This is a genomic window from Roseivivax sp. CAU 1761, from assembly GCF_054482755.1.
In genome coordinates this window covers 44,008-58,491 of the sequence record NZ_JBTLRM010000001.1, presented here as the reverse complement: position 1 = coordinate 58,491, position 14,484 = coordinate 44,008, and the positions used below count along the sequence as shown (strand labels likewise).

The following is a 14,484-nucleotide window of genomic DNA, read 5'->3' as shown; positions in this document are numbered from 1 at the left end:
AAGGACCGTCGGGAGGGCAGCGGATGAGCGCATGGGACGACATGATCGCGGGGCGGCTCTATGATCCGGGCGATCCCGACCTCGTGGCGCGGCGCAAGCGCGCGCAGGAGCTCATGGCGGCCTACAACGCCACCACCTACCACGATTCCGCCCTGCGCCGGCTGCTCAAGGAGGAGCTGTTCTCGGGCAGCGCCGAGAACGCCATCCGTTCTCCGGTCTATGTCGATTACGGCACCAACGTGGTGCTCGGGCGCCGGGTCTTCATCAATTACGGCTGCGTGCTGCTCGACGTCTGCCCGATCGTGATCGGCGACAAGTGCGATATCGGCCCCTACGTGCAGATTCTGACCGCCGACCACCCGCGCGACGCCGAAACCCGCGACCGCGGGCTCGAATTCGGCCGCCCGATCACCCTCGGGCGCAATGTCTGGATCGGCGGCGGCGCCATCCTGCTGCCCGGGATCAGCGTCGGCGACGATGCGGTGATCGGCGCCGGCGCGGTGGTCACCCGCGACGTGGCGGCGGGCACGACGGTCGCCGGCAACCCGGCGCGCCCGCTCGCCGGCCCCGGCGAGGCTGGGGGGTAGCGCGGCGTGTCATGGCCCCGACCGCGGCGCGGCGTGCGGCCGTCCCAGGACCGCCGCGCTCGCCGGCGCCTGCCCGGGCCGAACCAAGCGCTGCACCGCTCTCTGGCGCCGCACGGGCGAAAGGGCCACCGCCCGCCCTGCCCCGCCGCCCGCCGCGCCCCCTTGTTTCGGGCCGGCGAGGCGACTAGATCCTGTATCCAACGCCAATGGAGGTTCCGCATGTTCGGCATTCCCGGCCAGGCCCCCGTCACCATGACCGATGCCGCGGTGAAACAGATCTCGAAGCTGATGGCCCGCGACGGCCGTTTCGGCCTGAAGATCGGCGTCAAGAAGGGCGGCTGCGCGGGCATGGAATACACCATGGACTACGTCGACGCCGCGGAGGCCAACGACGAGGTGGTGGAGCGCGACGGCGCCCGGGTGCTGATCGCGCCGATGGCGCAGATGTTCCTGTTCGGCACCGAGATCGACTACGAGACCTCGCTGCTGGAAAGCGGCTTCAAGTTCCGCAACCCGAACGTGGCCGATGCCTGCGGCTGCGGCGAGTCGATCAAGTTCAAGGATGTCGAGGAACTGAGCGCCGGGCGCGGCTGACCGCCGGATCGGCACGGCCTTGACCTCGGCCCGCCGGGGCCCATGATGTCGCGGAAGTGACCGACGCGCCTCCGGGCGCGTTTTCCATGTCGGTCCCGCGCAGAAAGGGAGATTCCATGGCTCGCAAGCTCGCCGCCGGAAACTGGAAGATGAACGGCCTCGCGGCCCAGCTCTCCGAGATCGACGCCATCGAGGCGGCGCTGGATGGCGGCGACGCCGAGATCGCGCTCTGTCCGCCCTTCACGCTGGTGGCCGCCGCGGTCGCACGGGCCAGCAGCGTGGCGATCGGCGGGCAGGATTGCCATGCCGCGGAGAACGGCGCGCATACCGGCGACGTCTCGGCGGCGATGCTGAAGGATGCCGGCGCGCGCTACGTCATCCTGGGCCATTCCGAGCGGCGCACCGATCACGGCGAAAGCGACGAGGCGGTGGCGGCCAAGGTGCAGGCGGCCTGGCAGGCCGGGCTCTCGGTGATCCTTTGCCTGGGCGAAAGCCTGGAAGAGCGTGAGGCCGGTCGCACCCTCGACGTGGTCGACGCCCAGCTCGCGGGTTCGGTGCCCGACGGCGCCGAGGCCGGGAACCTCGTCATCGCCTATGAGCCGATCTGGGCCATCGGCACCGGCAAGGTCGCCTCCCCCGCCGAGATCGGCGAGGTCCACGACGCGCTGCGCCGCCATCTCGAGGACCGGCTCGGCGCCGAGGCCGGCGGCGCAATCCCGCTGCTCTACGGCGGCAGCGTCAAGGCCGCCAACGCCGCCGAGATCTTCGCGGTCGGCAATGTCGACGGCGCGCTGGTCGGCGGCGCCAGCCTGACGGCGGCGGATTTCCTGCCCATCATCGAGGCGTTGAACGCGGCCTGAGCCTCAGGTCTCGATCAGGCGCGCCAGACGGCGCGAGCGGAACAGCCCGCCATATTGCGGCGTCAGCGTGCTTTCCTCCCGGAACCGCGTGACGTCGTCGCCCTTGTGGTCCTTGACCTTGAAGACCTTGTAGCCGCCGACCAGTTCCTTGGCCTGGTTGGCCGCGGCCACCGCCGTCACCGTCATCGAGGAGGCCCGCGGCGCCTCGAATTTCTCCCCGAGCTGCGCCGTGGCGCGCTCCGCGAGGTCGGCGAAGGACCCGACATCGCGCACCTCGCCGGGCTCCATCGGGCCCTGCAGGGTCCGGTCGAGCATGTTCTGAACGTCCTCGACGCCGATCTCCACGAGATCGGTGACATGCGCCCGGCTGGAGCCGTCCTCGGTCTCGATGTCGACGATCACCGCCAGCAGGTAGACATGCTGCGAGCCCATGTTGGTCACCAGACAGCGCGCCCGGCTGTCGGACGAGGCGGCGCTGCTGATGTGCAGGATCGAGCGGTTCTGGCGATGGAAGCTGACGAGGAAGAGGTTCAGGTAGGCGATCCAGACGAACATCATGGCAAGGTTCGCCACGAGGTTTAGAAACTCCGAATTCTCCTGAAGCCACTGCATCGTCGATCCGCTCCGCGTTCCCTGGGTTCACCATTGAACGGGGCGGCGGCGGCGCCCGTTCCCGGCCGGAGCCGGAAACGGGCCTTGGGTCAGCGGGTGATCAGCTCCGGACCCATCAGCAGGGTCGGCAGCCATGTCGACAGGATCGGCACGTAGGTCACCAGGATCAGGAACACGAAGAGCACCGCGAGGAACGGCAGCGCCGCGCGCACCACGCCCATCACCGACATGCCGGCCACGCCCGAGGTCACGAAGAGGTTCAGGCCGACCGGCGGGGTGATCATGCCGATCTCCATGTTGACCACCATGATGATGCCGAGATGGATCGGGTCGATGCCGAGCTCGATGGCGATCGGGAAGACCAGCGGCGCGACGATGACCAGCAGGCCCGACGGCTCCATGAACTGGCCGCCGATCAGCAGGATCACGTTGACGATGATCAGGAACATCACCGGCCCGACCCCGGAGCCCAGCATCGCCGCGGCGATCGATTGCGGGATCTGCTCATCGGTCAGCACGTGCTTGAGGATCAGCGCGTTGGCGATGATGAACATCAGCACGATGGTGAGCTTGCCGGCCTCGAACAGCGTGTCGCGGGTGTCGCGGTGGAAGAACACCGTGATCAGCGCGATGGGCTTGCGCCACAGCGGCAGGTTGCGTTCGCCCTCCGGACGCTTCAGCGGCCCCATATCGGCATAGACGAAGTTGGCGATCAGGAAGGCGTAGACCGCCGCCACCGCCGCCGCCTCGGTGGGCGTGAAGATGCCGCCATAGATGCCGCCGAGGATGATGACGATCAGGAACAGACCCCAGGAGGCCTCGCGGCCCGAGGCGAAGATCTCGCCCCAGCCCAGCCAGTCGCCCTTGGGCAGGTTGCGCATCCGGGCGATGACGTAGATCGTCACCATCAGCATGGTGCCGGCGAGGATGCCGGGGATCACCCCGCCGAGGAACATCCGCCCGACCGAGACGTCGGTCGCCGAGGCATAGACCACCATGACGATCGAGGGCGGGATCAGGATGCCCAGCGTGCCGGCATTGGCGATCACGCCGGCGGCGAAGTCGCGGGTATAGCCGACCTGCCGCATGCCGGCGATGACGATCGAGCCGATGGCCACCACGGTCGCCGGCGAGGAGCCCGAAAGCGCCGCGAAGAGCATGCAGGCGAAGACGCCGGCGATGGCCAGGCCGCCGTGGAAATGCCCGACGATGGCGATCGAGAAGCGGATGATGCGCTGCGCCACGCCGCCCGTCGACATGAAGGCCGAGGCCAGGATGAAGAACGGGATGGCGAGCAGCGTGTAATGCCCGGCCATGGCCTGGAAGAAGGTCTGGGCGATGGAGCCCAGCGAGGTGTCGGACAGCACCAGCAGGAACACCGTGGAGGCGAAGCCCAGCGCCACGGCGATCGGCACGCCGATCAGCATCAGCCCGATGATCAGGGCAAACAGGATAACGACGTCCATCGGGTCAGTCCTTCCGGTCCACGTGGGCCATGTCGGCGAGCGCGTCCTCGACCTCGTGGCTGACGATCAGGCCGGGCTGCGTGCCGGTCCAGATCCGCACCATTGCCTGCACGAAGCGGAACAGCAGCAGCGCCGCGCCGAAGGGCAGGATGAAATAGGGGATGAAGCGGGGCAGCTTGTCGTAGCTTTCGCCCTCGTTCATGATCGGCTGGATCCACCGCAGCCATTCCGGGAACGGGATGTCCACCACCTCGTACCAGCCGCGGTAGGAGGTGCGGCCCATCTCCTCGAACCCGGTCGGGAACCAGCGCCCGGTGGTCTGCGGCAGGTTGGCGAAGTTCGACCAGTAATCCCAGGCGCCCTTGGTCAGCAGGAAGGCATAGGCGATGCAGACCGTCGCGGCGATCAGCGCCAGGACCCGGCGCACCGGCGCGGAGAACACGTTGACCAGCGCGTCGACGCCGAGATGCGCGGTCTTCTTGACGCCGTAGCTCACGCCGAACAGCACCAGCCAGGCGAACAGGAACGACGTCGCCTCGAGACCCCAGATCAGTCCAGTGTTGAAGCCGTAGCGCAGGACCACGTTGATGAAGGTGATGATCGTCATCGCGCCGAGGAGAATGGCGATGCAGGTCTCCTCCAACTCGTCGACGAAACGCCCGAATAGGCCGGACGGCCGGGGGCTGGCGGACATGACATGTCTCCGCTTGGCAGGGTGGAACAGGGCGTGGCGCGGCTCCGCCCCCGGCCGGCGGCCGGGGGCGGTGTCACGCACGGGGCGGGATCAGAAGTTCTGGTTGATCGACTGCGCGGCGTCGATGTTCTCCTGGCCGACATCGTCGGTGAACTGCTCCCAGACCGGCATCATCGCGTCGACCCAGGCCTGGCGCTGCTCCTCGGAGAGTTCGCGGATCTCGCCGCCGGCATCGAGGATCGCCTGGCGCGCCTCGGCATCGACTTCGCCGACCGCGGCGTTGCGCTCCTCGGTCACCTCGCTGAGGATGGTGGCGAGCTGCTCGCGCACGCCCTCATCGAGGCCGTCCCACCAATCGGTCGAGGTCACCACGAGGTAGTCGAGCGCGCCGTGGTTGGTCTCGGTGGTGCCGTCCTGCACCTCGAAGAACTTCTGGCCGTAGATGTTCGACCAGGTGTTCTCCTGCCCGTCGACGACGCCGGTCTGCAGCGCGCCGTAGACCTCGGAGAAGGCCATCGGCTGCGGGCTGGCGCCGAGCGCCTCGAACTGCGCCTTGAGCACCTCGGATTGCTGCACGCGGAACTTCAGGCCCTGAGCGTCCTCGGGCGCCATCAGCGGCTTGTTGGCCGAGAGCTGCTTCATGCCGTTGTGCCAGAACTCGAGCCCGAGCAGGCCGCGGCGGACCATCGATTCCTTCATCTCCTGGCCGGCCTCGGAGGCCTGGAAGGCATCGACCGCCTCGATGTTCTTGAACATGAACGGCAGGTCGTAGATGCGGAACACCTTGGTGAACTGCTCGAACTTCGACAGCGACGGCGCGGCCAGCTGGACGTCGCCCTGCAGCATCGCCTCGAGCACCTGGTCGTCGTTGTAGAGCGTCGAGTTCGGGTAGACCTCCATGCAGGCGGTGCCGTCCATTTCCTCGTTGACGCGCTCCATCAGCAGGTTCGCGGCAATGCCCTTGGGATGCTTGTCGGTGTTGGTGACATGGCTGAACTTGATCACCATCTCGCCGTCGTCGCAGGCCGCGACCGCGGCGCCGGCGCTCAGCGACAGCGCGGTCAGGGTGGCCGCGGTGGTCAGAAGCGTCTTCATGAGATCCTCCCAGATCGTCTTTCAGGACAACGCGGCCCGGGATCCGGGACGCGCCATGCCGGCAGCAAACCGCGCAAGCGCCCGTGTCGCAAACGATTTTGCATAGCGGGCATGCAGCACGGGAAAGACGTTTTTGAACAACACGTTAGGGAAGTCTCCGCAGCCAGGCCCCGAGGCGGCTGTGCGGAAATCCACACAGCGGCTGCGAAAATCGTGCGAAAAACCGCACAGCGCCGGCGTCAGCTCCGGTAGGCCTGCGGCCGCAGCCCGTATTTCGCCAGCTTGTCGTAAAAGGTCTTGCGCGGCAGCTTGAGCGCCGCGGCGGCGACCGAGGCCTGGCCGTCGGCGCGGCGCAGCGCCTCCTCGAGCAGCGAGCGTTCGACCTGCGCCATCTGCTCGGCCAGTCCCAGATCCGCGGCGATGCCCGGCGCCTCGGCGAGGCCCAGCGCGAAGCGCATGGCGGCGCTCATCAGGGCGCGGGCATTGCCGGGCCAGTCGCGCGCCATCAGGCCGGCAATGACGTCGGGGGTGATCTCGGGCGGGGTCAGCCCGGCATGTTCGCTGGCCTGCGCGACATAATGGCGGAACAGCACCGGGATGTCCTCGGGCCGCTCGGACAGAGACGGAATGTGCACCGGAGCCACGTCGAGGCGCCAGAACAGCTCCGCCGACAGCCGCCCGGCCTCGACCTCGGGCGCCAGCGGCGCGGTGCTGCCGGCGATCAGCCGGGTGCCGCCGGCATCGAGCGCGTCGACCAGCGCCACCTGGGCGTCGGCCTCGAGCTGCGCGATCTGGTCGAGGAACACCGACCCGCCGGCGCAACTGTCCCAGAGCGCGGCGAGACCGGCGCGGTCGAGGCTGCCGGCCGCGCGCTTCTCGAAGGGGCGCTTGGCCTCGGGCGCGCACAGATGCACCACCTCGGCGACCTTGGAGATGCCGGTGCCCGGGGCGCCGGTGACCAGCACCGCGGTGCCGGCCCGGGCCGCCTGCCGCACCGCCCGGCGCAGCCCCTCGGCCGCGGCCGAGGTGCCGAAGATCAGCCGCGCGGCCGGGTCGCCGGCCTCCAGCTCGGCCTTCAGGCGGCGGTTCTCGAGCACCAGCGCCCGGGTCTGCAGGGCCCGCCGGATCGCCGCCACCAGATCTGCCGGCGCGCAGGGCTTTTCGAGGAAGTCGAAGGCGCCCTGCCCCATCGCCCGCACCGCCATGGGAATGTCGCCCTCGCCGGTCAGCAGGATCACCGGCAGGTCGGGATCGGCCTTGCGCGCGAAGTCGAGCAGGTGGAAGCCGTCGCGCCCGGGCATGCGGATGTCCGAGACCACCACACCCTCGAAGCGCGGGCCGATGCGGTCCTTGGCCTCGACGAAGCTGCCGGCGGTGATCGGTTCGAGATCGGCCAGCTCGAGGCTCTGGCCCAGCGCCTCGCGCACCGCGGCGTCGTCGTCCACCAGGAGCACCTTGCGGATCATGCCGCCGCCCTCGCCTCGTCCAGTTCCACGGTGAAGACGGCGCCGCCCTCGGGATGGGTGGCGCCGTGCAGGCGGCCGCCGAAGCCCTGCACCAGCCCGTAGGAGATCGACAGGCCGAGTCCCATCCCCTCCTCGCCGGTCACCTCCTTGGTGGTGTAGAACGGGTCGAAGATGCGGTCCGGCTCGGCGATGCCGGGGCCGGTGTCGCGCACCGAGAGCAGGACCCGGCCGCCGGGATCGCGCAGCACCCGGATGGTGACGCGTTTCTCGGGGCTCGCCGCCATCGCGTCGAGCGCGTTGGAGACCAGGTTGACCACCACCTGGGTCAGTCGGACCTCGCCGGCCAGCACCACGGTGGTGATCTCGGGGCGCTGCCAGTCGATCTCCGCGCCGGTCTGGGCGATGCGGGTCTCCAGCATCTCCAGCGCCTGTTCCACCGCCGCGGCGACGCCGACCCGCTTCACCGGCTCGGCCTCCTGGCGGGCGAAGGCGCGCAGGTTGCGGATGATCCGCGCCATCCGCGCCGCCATGTCGCCGATGCGCTGCAGCGCCTCGCCGGCGCGGTCGGTGCGGCCGCGCTCGAGAAAGGCCGCGCCGTTCTCGGCGAAGGAGCGGATCGCCATCAGCGGCTGGTTCAGCTCGTGGCTGATCCCGGCCGACATCTGGCCCAGCGCGGAGAGCTTGCCGGCCTGGACCAGTTCGGCCTGGGCGCGGGTCAGCGCCGCCTCGGCCTCCTCGCGCTCGGTCACTTCGCGGCGCAGCGCGGCGTTGGCACCCGACAGCTCGCGGGTCCGCTCGGCGACCCGCTCCTCGAGCCGGAGATTGGCCGCGGCGAGGGTGCGGCGGCGCTCCATCGCCAGGAACAGCAGCGCCCCGAAGAACAGGCAGAGCGCCGCCGTGGCCGCCGCCTGCAGCGTCGCGAGCCGGCGCGCCGGGGCGATGTCGACCAGCGCCGCGCCGGTCAGGCCGATGACCGGCAGATCCTCGGTCAGGTAGAGCGCGCGCCGCGGCACGTAGGGGCTGAAATCCTGGTGCCAGAGCAGGTGGCCGGCGCGTCTGAGCGGCTCCGCCTCGTAGCGGTTGCCGCGCGGCGACACCATCGCGGCGGCGCCGTCGCGCCGCCAGTAGAGCAGTTCCGAGCGGTTGGTCGCCACCACCCGGTCCGCGGCATCGGTGAAGAACACCGTGGGCAGGTCGCCGCGCCAATCCTGCTCCAGCTCTCCCAGATCGACGGAGACGACGAGCATGCCGCGCACCCCGCCCCCGGGGCCGAAATCGGGCGCTGCGAAGGAAAAGAGCCGCTGCCCGGCCGCGTCCTCGCCCAGCACCGCGAGTTCGGCGCCGAGCGCCCCCTGGGCGGCCCGCGCGACGATCGGCGCCGCCGCGATCCGGCCGCGCCGCCCGTCCGACGCGGCGAGGATGCGCCCGTCCGGGGCGGCGTAGAGCGCGCGGTAGGCGCCGGTCTTGTCGGCCGCGGCCAGCAGCACCCGCTCGGCCTCGGCGCGGCGTTCGGGCGCGGCGTGCAGCGCCGCCAGGGCCGGGTGATCGGCCAGCAGCACGGCGAATTCGCGGTAGCGCCGCAGCTGCGCCACCAGCCGGTCCGAGGCCAGCGCCAGGTCCGACCGGCCGCGCGCCGCGACCGGGCCGAGCGCCTGGTCGTAGCCGTAGGACCAGACCGCCGCGGTGGTGCCGAGCGTGGTCGCGGCGAGCAGCGCGAGCAGCAGGAGGCGGGAGATCAGCGGACCGGTCATGGCGACGCTTCTACCCCGCCCCGCGGCGCCAAGGCCAGCTGCCGTCGCGGCGGCGTCAGAGCGGCAGTTCGGTGGTCGACTTGATCTCCTCCATCGACAGCAGCGCGGTGACGTTGTGCACCTTCACTTCGGCGATCAGCGCCTGGTAAAAGGCGTCGTAGGCGCGGGCGTTCTTGACCCGCACCTTGAGGATGTAGTCGATGTCGCCGGCCAGCCGGTGCGCCTCCTGCACCTCGGGGCGCTCCTTCAGCGCCTTGAGGAAGCGGCGCTGCCAGTCGGCCTCGTGCTCGGAGGTGCGGATCAGCACGAAGAAGCAGGCCTCGAAGCCCAGCGCCTCGGCATCGAGCCGAACCGTCTGCGCGCCGATCACCCCGGCCTCGCGCAGCTTGCGGATGCGCGACCAGACCGGGGTCTTGGAGGATCCCACGGCGCGGGCGATCTCCTCCAGCGACCGCGAGGCGTCGCGCTGCAATTCCTGAAGGATTTTCCGATCCGTCTCGTCCAGCCGCATCAGCGTTCTCTCCCAAGGCCCATGACGAAACGTGCGGACCGGATTTTCCACCTGTGTAGAACGAGAGTTCTTGTTTTTCCATACGGCTAGCAAGAAAGCGGGACAAAATTCTATATCTCTCGCTAACCCGATCCGTGTGCGGAGGCCTGGCCGAATGCAACATTTCCCGATCTTCGTGGCCCTTGCCGGCCGCCGCGTCGTGCTCTCCGGCGGCGGCGAGGCGGCGCTGGCCAAGCTGCGGCTGCTGCTCAAGACCGAGGCCCGCCTGACCGTCTTCGCGCCCGACCCGGCCCCCGAGATCGCCGCCTGGGCCGAGGCCGGCAGGCTGCGTCTCGAACGCCGCCCGATGGAGCCCGGCGACGCCACCTGCGCGGTCCTCTTCTACGCCGCCGACGAGGACGCTGTCGAGGATGCCCGCACCGTGGCGCTGGCCCGCGCCGACGGCGCGCTGACCAACATCGTCGACAACCTCGAGGACAGCCAGTTCATCACCCCCGCCATCGTCGACCGCGACCCGGTCACCGTGGCGATCGGCACCGAGGGCGCCGCGCCGGTCCTGGCGCGCGCCATCAAGGCCGATCTCGAGGCCCGGCTGCCGCAGGCGCTGGGACCGCTGGCGCGCATCGGCAAGACCTTCCGCAAGGCCGTCGAGGCGCTGCCCTTCGGCCGGCCGCGGCGCGACTTCTGGGCGGATTACTACTTCGAGGCCGGCCCCCGGACGCTGGCCGAGCGCGGCGAGGACGGCATCCGCGCCGGTCTCGACGATCTGCTGGCGCGCCACCTCGCCACCGAGGCGCGGCCCGGCCATGTGCAGTTCGTGGGCGCCGGCCCGGGCGACCCGGACCTTCTGACGCTGAAGGCCCGCAAGGCGCTCGACGCCGCCGACGTGGTCATCCACGACCGCCTCGTGGCCCCCGAGATCCTCGAACTGGCCCGCCGCGAGGCGCTGCTGATCGATGCCGGCAAGGAAGGCTTCGGCGCCTCGATGCGCCAGGAGGACATCAACGCGGCGATCGTCGCACATGGCCGCGCCGGCGCCCAGGTGGTGCGGCTCAAGGGCGGCGATCCGACCGTCTTCGCCCGGCTCGACGAGGAGATCGAGGCCTGCGACGCCGCCGGCATCGCCTGGTCGGTGGTGCCCGGAATCACCGCCGCCTCGGCCGCCGTCGCGGCGATCGGCCAGAGCCTCACCAAGCGCGGGCGCAACGCCTCGGTGCGCCTGCTGACCGGGCACGACATGCGCGGCTTCGCCGATCACGACTGGAAGACGCTGGCCCGCTCCGGCGAGGTCGCGGCGATCTACATGGGCAAGAAGGCGGCGCGCTTCATCCAGGGCCGCCTGCTGATGCACGGCGCCGCCGGCGAGACCCCGGTCAGCGTGGTCGAGAACGCCTCGCGGCCCGAGCAGCGCATCCTCGCCGCGACGCTGGGCGGCCTGCCCGCGGCGCTGGCCGAGGCCGACCTGTCCGGCCCCGCGCTCGTTCTCTACGGGCTCGCCCCGCGTGCGGCCGAGGCCGCGCTCCCCGAACTCGCATCCCAGATTGCACACCAGGAGGCCCTCTGATGCCCCGCGCCTTCACCCCCAAGGTCGTCACCGGAAACGCGCTGATCGAGGGCGACGTGATCTACCTCGCCGCCGATGGCGGCTGGACCCGCAGCCTCGCCGAGGCCGAGATCCTCACCGACGAGGCCGATGCCGATCTGCGCCTGCTCGAGGCGCAGCGCCAGCGCGACGCGGTGGTCGGCGCTTACCTGGCCGACGTGGCCCCGGGGGCGCGCGGGCCGGAGCCCACGCATTTCCGCGAGGCCTTCCGCCGCACCGGTCCCTCCAACTATTTCCACGGCAAGCAGCAGGACGCGGGCTGAGCGGCGCCCGGCGGACCCCCGCGGTCCGCCTCGCCGCACCCTGCCCCACCCGAAAGGATCCCGCCATGTACCGCTACGACGATTTCGACGCGGCCTTCGTCGCCGAGAGAAACCGCCAGTTCCGCGCCCAGGTCGCGCGCCGCATCGACGGCAGCCTGACCGAGGACGAGTTCCGCCCGCTGCGGCTGATGAACGGGCTGTACCTGCAGCTGCACGCCTACATGCTGCGCGTGGCGATCCCCTACGGCACGCTGGACAGCGCCAAGATGCGTCAGCTGGCCTATATCGCCGAGCGCTGGGACAAGGGCTACGGCCATTTCACCACGCGCCAGAACATCCAGTACAACTGGCCCAAGCTGACCGACGTGCCGGACATCCTCGATGCCCTGGCCGAGGTCGAGATGCACGCCATCCAGACCTCCGGCAACACCATCCGCAACGTCACCGCGGACCATTTCGCCGGCGCCGCCGAGGACGAGATCGCCGATCCGCGCCCGACCGCGGAGCTGATCCGGCAATGGTCCACCGACCACCCGGAATTCCAGTTCCTGCCGCGCAAGTTCAAGATCGCGGTGACCGGCTCGGCGCATGACCGCGCGGTCATCGCCTCGCACGATATCGGGCTCCGGATCGTCGAGAAGGACGGCGCCATCGGCTACCAGGTGCTGGTCGGCGGCGGCCTCGGCCGCACCCCGATGATCGGCAAGGTGGTCCGCGACTTCCTGCCCAAGGCCGACCTGCTGCCCTATCTCGAGGCCATCGTCTCGGTCTGGAACCTGGCCGGGCGGCGCGACAACAAGTACAAGGCGCGCATCAAGATCACCGTCCACGAGCTCGGGCTCGAGGAGATCGCCCGCCGGGTCGAGGCGCGCTTTGCCGAGCTGCGCCCGTCCTTCTCCGGCGTCGACCAGGAGATGCTGGCCGCCATCGAGGCGCAGTTCGCCGCCCCCGCCTGGCGCAACGCGCCCACCGACGCCTTCGACGCCGCCTACGCGGCCGACCCGACGTTCCGCGCCTGGGCCGACACCAACCTGTCGGCGCACCGCGCGCCGGGCTACGCCATTGCCGAGATCTCGCTCAAGGCGCATGGCGCGACGCCGGGCGATGCCAGCGCCGAGCAGATGCGCGTGATGGCCGATCTGGCGCAGCGCTTCGGCCATGACGAGCTGCGCATCAGCCACGAACAGAACGTGGTGCTGCCGCATGTCCACAAGTCCGACCTGCCGGAGGTCCACAAGATCCTCAAGGCGCACGGGCTGGCCACCGCCAATATCGGCCTGATCTCGGACATCATCGCCTGCCCGGGCATGGATTACTGCGCCCTCGCGACCGCGCGCTCGATCCCGATCGCGCAGCAGATCGCCACGCGCTTCGACGAGCTGAAGATCGAGCACGAGATCGGCGAAATGAAGATCAAGATCTCGGGCTGCATCAATGCCTGCGGCCACCACCATGTGGGCCATATCGGCATTCTCGGGCTCGACCGCGCCGGCGTGGAGAATTACCAGATCACGCTGGGCGGCGACCACACCGAGACCGCGAGCCTGGGCGAGCGCACCGGACCGGGCTTCTCGGCCGAGGAGATCGTGCCCGCCATCGAGACCATCGTCGAGACCTACCTGGCCGAGCGTCGGGACCGCGAGGAACGGTTCCTCGACACCTTCCGCCGCGTCGGCATGGCGCCCTTCAAGGCGGCGCTCTACCCGGCCAAGGACAAGACCAAGCAAGAGGCCCGTGCCGATGCGGCTTGATCCGATCAAACCCGAGACCGAGGTCGATCCGGCGCCCGCCGGCCCGACCGCGGCCGAACTCGCGGATCTGCGCGGGCGCGTCGCGGCGCTGAACGCGCGCTACCGCCATCACGGCGCCACCGCGGTGCTCGAGGGCGCGCTGCGCGACCCGGAGGCCGGGCGCATCGCCATGGTGTCGAGCTTCGGCGCCGAATCGGTGGCGCTGCTGCATCTCGTGGCGATGGTCGACAACACCACCCCGGTGCTGTTCATCGACACCCGCCTGCTGTTCGCCGAAACGCTGGTCTACCAGGAGGATGTGGCCGAACGGCTGGGGCTGAAGGACGTGCGGGTGATCCGCGCCTCCGAGGCCGAGCTGCAGGCCCGCGACCCCTACGGCGCGCTGCGGTTTTCCGACCCCGATTCCTGCTGCGACCTGCGCAAGACGCTGCCGCTGGAGCAGGCGCTGGACGGGTTCGACGGCTGGATCACCGGCCGCAAGCGGTTCCAGACCTCGGCCCGCGCCGCCATGGAGTTCTTCGAGCTCGAGGAGGCGACGGGGCGCATCAAGGTCAATCCGCTGGCCCATTGGGCCCCCGACGATGTCGCGGCCTACATGGACGAGAACCGCCTGCCGCGGCACCCGCTGATCCGCGAGGGCTACCCGTCGATCGGCTGCTGGCCGTGCACCTCGAAGGTGGCGCCGGGCGAGGATCCGCGCGCCGGACGCTGGCGCGGCCGGGACAAGGACGAATGCGGCATCCATTTCGTCAACGGACGCGCCGCGCGCGGCGACCAGACACAAGGAGAGAACGCATGAGCGTGATCGTCACCGATGCGGGCTTCGCCCCCGCCGCCGGGCCGGACGGCGCCGGGGCCCTGACCCTGGCGCCCGATGCCGACCTCGACGCCATCGAGGGTCTCGACGCCGCGCCGCTGGTCCGGGTCGAGTTTCCCAGCTTCTCGGACGGCCGCGGCTTCACCCTGGCGCGGCTGCTGCGGCTGCGCGGCTATGCCGGCCATCTGCGCGCCACCGGCCACGTCATCGCGGATCAATACGCGATGGCGCGGCGGTCGGGCTTCGACGATGTCGAGATCTCCGACGAACTGGCCGCCCGCCAGCCCGAGGAGCAATGGCGCTTCCGCGCCGGCTGGCAGGCCCACGATTACCAGGCACGGGTCCGGGGCTGAGCCCGCCCCTTCCCTTTTGAATGTTTGTATGCTAACAAAAAGACGCGCGACCCCTTCCGCT

General features: G+C 70.0%; 15 protein-coding genes. 8 read left to right on the top strand and 7 right to left on the bottom strand.

The annotated features are described in order from the left end of the window. Nucleotides 1-23 precede the first annotated feature (23 nt). The 3 genes from ACXYMW_RS00275 (at nucleotide 24) to tpiA (ending at nucleotide 2,041) form a co-directional block, all read left to right on the top strand. Entirely contained in the window at nucleotides 24-587 is a 564-nt protein-coding gene (locus ACXYMW_RS00275) for a sugar O-acetyltransferase (protein ID WP_459033280.1), read from the top strand. Nucleotides 588-806: 219 nt separating this feature from the next. Further along, the gene (locus ACXYMW_RS00270; protein WP_459033279.1) at nucleotides 807-1,181 is read left to right on the top strand and encodes a HesB/IscA family protein; all 375 of its coding nucleotides are present in this window, start codon (nucleotides 807-809) and stop codon (nucleotides 1,179-1,181) included. A 116-nt stretch (nucleotides 1,182-1,297) separates the two neighbouring features. After that, entirely contained in the window at nucleotides 1,298-2,041 is a 744-nt protein-coding gene (gene tpiA, locus ACXYMW_RS00265; RefSeq protein ID WP_459033278.1) for a triose-phosphate isomerase, read from the top strand. 3 nt (nucleotides 2,042-2,044) lie between these two features. Here the strand turns inward: tpiA and ACXYMW_RS00260 are convergent, their stop codons facing one another. The 7 genes from ACXYMW_RS00260 to ACXYMW_RS00230 all read right to left on the bottom strand — a co-directional run bounded on the left by ACXYMW_RS00260 (nucleotide 2,045) and on the right by ACXYMW_RS00230 (nucleotide 9,636). Then, nucleotides 2,045-2,653 (bottom strand): hypothetical protein, encoded by a 609-nt coding sequence (locus ACXYMW_RS00260; protein ID WP_459033277.1) that lies wholly within the window; start codon nucleotides 2,651-2,653, stop codon nucleotides 2,045-2,047. 89 nt (nucleotides 2,654-2,742) lie between these two features. Beyond that, the gene (locus tag ACXYMW_RS00255) at nucleotides 2,743-4,119 is read right to left on the bottom strand and encodes a TRAP transporter large permease (protein WP_459033276.1); all 1,377 of its coding nucleotides are present in this window, start codon (nucleotides 4,117-4,119) and stop codon (nucleotides 2,743-2,745) included. A gap of 4 nt (nucleotides 4,120-4,123) precedes the next feature. Further along, the gene (locus ACXYMW_RS00250) at nucleotides 4,124-4,813 is read right to left on the bottom strand and encodes a TRAP transporter small permease (protein WP_459033275.1); all 690 of its coding nucleotides are present in this window, start codon (nucleotides 4,811-4,813) and stop codon (nucleotides 4,124-4,126) included. 90 nt (nucleotides 4,814-4,903) lie between these two features. Next, the gene (locus ACXYMW_RS00245; RefSeq protein ID WP_459033274.1) at nucleotides 4,904-5,908 is read right to left on the bottom strand and encodes a DctP family TRAP transporter solute-binding subunit; all 1,005 of its coding nucleotides are present in this window, start codon (nucleotides 5,906-5,908) and stop codon (nucleotides 4,904-4,906) included. Between the two features lie 239 nt (nucleotides 5,909-6,147). Next, nucleotides 6,148-7,374, bottom strand: coding sequence for a sigma-54-dependent transcriptional regulator (locus tag ACXYMW_RS00240; RefSeq protein WP_459033273.1), 1,227 nt, complete (start codon nucleotides 7,372-7,374; stop codon nucleotides 6,148-6,150). Then, nucleotides 7,371-9,125, bottom strand: coding sequence for a sensor histidine kinase (locus ACXYMW_RS00235; protein ID WP_459033272.1), 1,755 nt, complete (start codon nucleotides 9,123-9,125; stop codon nucleotides 7,371-7,373). The genes ACXYMW_RS00240 and ACXYMW_RS00235 overlap by 4 nt, the downstream gene beginning before the upstream one ends. 55 nt (nucleotides 9,126-9,180) lie before the next feature. Then, nucleotides 9,181-9,636, bottom strand: a complete 456-nt coding sequence (locus ACXYMW_RS00230) for an Lrp/AsnC family transcriptional regulator (RefSeq protein ID WP_459033271.1) — start codon at nucleotides 9,634-9,636, stop codon at nucleotides 9,181-9,183. A 154-nt stretch (nucleotides 9,637-9,790) separates the two neighbouring features. Between ACXYMW_RS00230 and cysG the strand changes: the two genes are divergently transcribed. The 5 genes from cysG to ACXYMW_RS00205 all read left to right on the top strand — a co-directional run bounded on the left by cysG (nucleotide 9,791) and on the right by ACXYMW_RS00205 (nucleotide 14,423). Further along, nucleotides 9,791-11,200 (top strand): siroheme synthase CysG, encoded by a 1,410-nt coding sequence (gene cysG, locus ACXYMW_RS00225; protein ID WP_459033270.1) that lies wholly within the window; start codon nucleotides 9,791-9,793, stop codon nucleotides 11,198-11,200. Further along, a complete protein-coding gene (locus ACXYMW_RS00220; RefSeq protein ID WP_459033269.1) occupies nucleotides 11,200-11,502 on the top strand; it encodes a DUF2849 domain-containing protein in 303 nt (100 codons plus the stop codon). The genes cysG and ACXYMW_RS00220 overlap by 1 nt, the downstream gene beginning before the upstream one ends. Nucleotides 11,503-11,567: 65 nt before the next feature. Beyond that, on the top strand, nucleotides 11,568-13,253 hold the full coding sequence (locus tag ACXYMW_RS00215) for a nitrite/sulfite reductase (protein WP_459033268.1): 1,686 nt from the start codon (nucleotides 11,568-11,570) through the stop codon (nucleotides 13,251-13,253). Then, nucleotides 13,243-14,052 carry a phosphoadenylyl-sulfate reductase gene (locus ACXYMW_RS00210; RefSeq protein ID WP_459033267.1) on the top strand — a complete coding sequence of 270 codons (810 nt, stop codon included), beginning with the start codon at nucleotides 13,243-13,245 and terminating at the stop codon, nucleotides 14,050-14,052. The genes ACXYMW_RS00215 and ACXYMW_RS00210 overlap by 11 nt, the downstream gene beginning before the upstream one ends. Beyond that, nucleotides 14,049-14,423, top strand: coding sequence for a DUF934 domain-containing protein (locus ACXYMW_RS00205; RefSeq protein WP_459033266.1), 375 nt, complete (start codon nucleotides 14,049-14,051; stop codon nucleotides 14,421-14,423). The genes ACXYMW_RS00210 and ACXYMW_RS00205 overlap by 4 nt, the downstream gene beginning before the upstream one ends. The last annotated feature ends 61 nt before the right edge of the window (nucleotides 14,424-14,484 follow it).

Excerpts from the sequence above, each read along its gene's own strand:
- ACXYMW_RS00260 (WP_459033277.1), bottom strand. The coding sequence starts at position 2,653 with ATGCAGTGGCTTCAGGAGAATTCGGAGTTTCTAAACCTCGTGGCGAAC.
- ACXYMW_RS00240 (WP_459033273.1), bottom strand. The coding sequence starts at position 7,374 with ATGATCCGCAAGGTGCTCCTGGTGGACGACGACGCCGCGGTGCGCGAG.
- ACXYMW_RS00220 (WP_459033269.1), top strand. The coding sequence starts at position 11,200 with ATGCCCCGCGCCTTCACCCCCAAGGTCGTCACCGGAAACGCGCTGATC.
- ACXYMW_RS00215 (WP_459033268.1), top strand. The coding sequence starts at position 11,568 with ATGTACCGCTACGACGATTTCGACGCGGCCTTCGTCGCCGAGAGAAAC.
- cysG (WP_459033270.1), top strand. The coding sequence starts at position 9,791 with ATGCAACATTTCCCGATCTTCGTGGCCCTTGCCGGCCGCCGCGTCGTG.
- ACXYMW_RS00245 (WP_459033274.1), bottom strand. The coding sequence starts at position 5,908 with ATGAAGACGCTTCTGACCACCGCGGCCACCCTGACCGCGCTGTCGCTG.
- ACXYMW_RS00255 (WP_459033276.1), bottom strand. The coding sequence starts at position 4,119 with ATGGACGTCGTTATCCTGTTTGCCCTGATCATCGGGCTGATGCTGATC.
- ACXYMW_RS00275 (WP_459033280.1), top strand. The coding sequence starts at position 24 with ATGAGCGCATGGGACGACATGATCGCGGGGCGGCTCTATGATCCGGGC.
- ACXYMW_RS00250 (WP_459033275.1), bottom strand. The coding sequence starts at position 4,813 with ATGTCCGCCAGCCCCCGGCCGTCCGGCCTATTCGGGCGTTTCGTCGAC.
- ACXYMW_RS00210 (WP_459033267.1), top strand. The coding sequence starts at position 13,243 with ATGCGGCTTGATCCGATCAAACCCGAGACCGAGGTCGATCCGGCGCCC.
- ACXYMW_RS00205 (WP_459033266.1), top strand. The coding sequence starts at position 14,049 with ATGAGCGTGATCGTCACCGATGCGGGCTTCGCCCCCGCCGCCGGGCCG.
- ACXYMW_RS00270 (WP_459033279.1), top strand. The coding sequence starts at position 807 with ATGTTCGGCATTCCCGGCCAGGCCCCCGTCACCATGACCGATGCCGCG.
- ACXYMW_RS00230 (WP_459033271.1), bottom strand. The coding sequence starts at position 9,636 with ATGCGGCTGGACGAGACGGATCGGAAAATCCTTCAGGAATTGCAGCGC.
- tpiA (WP_459033278.1), top strand. The coding sequence starts at position 1,298 with ATGGCTCGCAAGCTCGCCGCCGGAAACTGGAAGATGAACGGCCTCGCG.
- ACXYMW_RS00235 (WP_459033272.1), bottom strand. The coding sequence starts at position 9,125 with ATGACCGGTCCGCTGATCTCCCGCCTCCTGCTGCTCGCGCTGCTCGCC.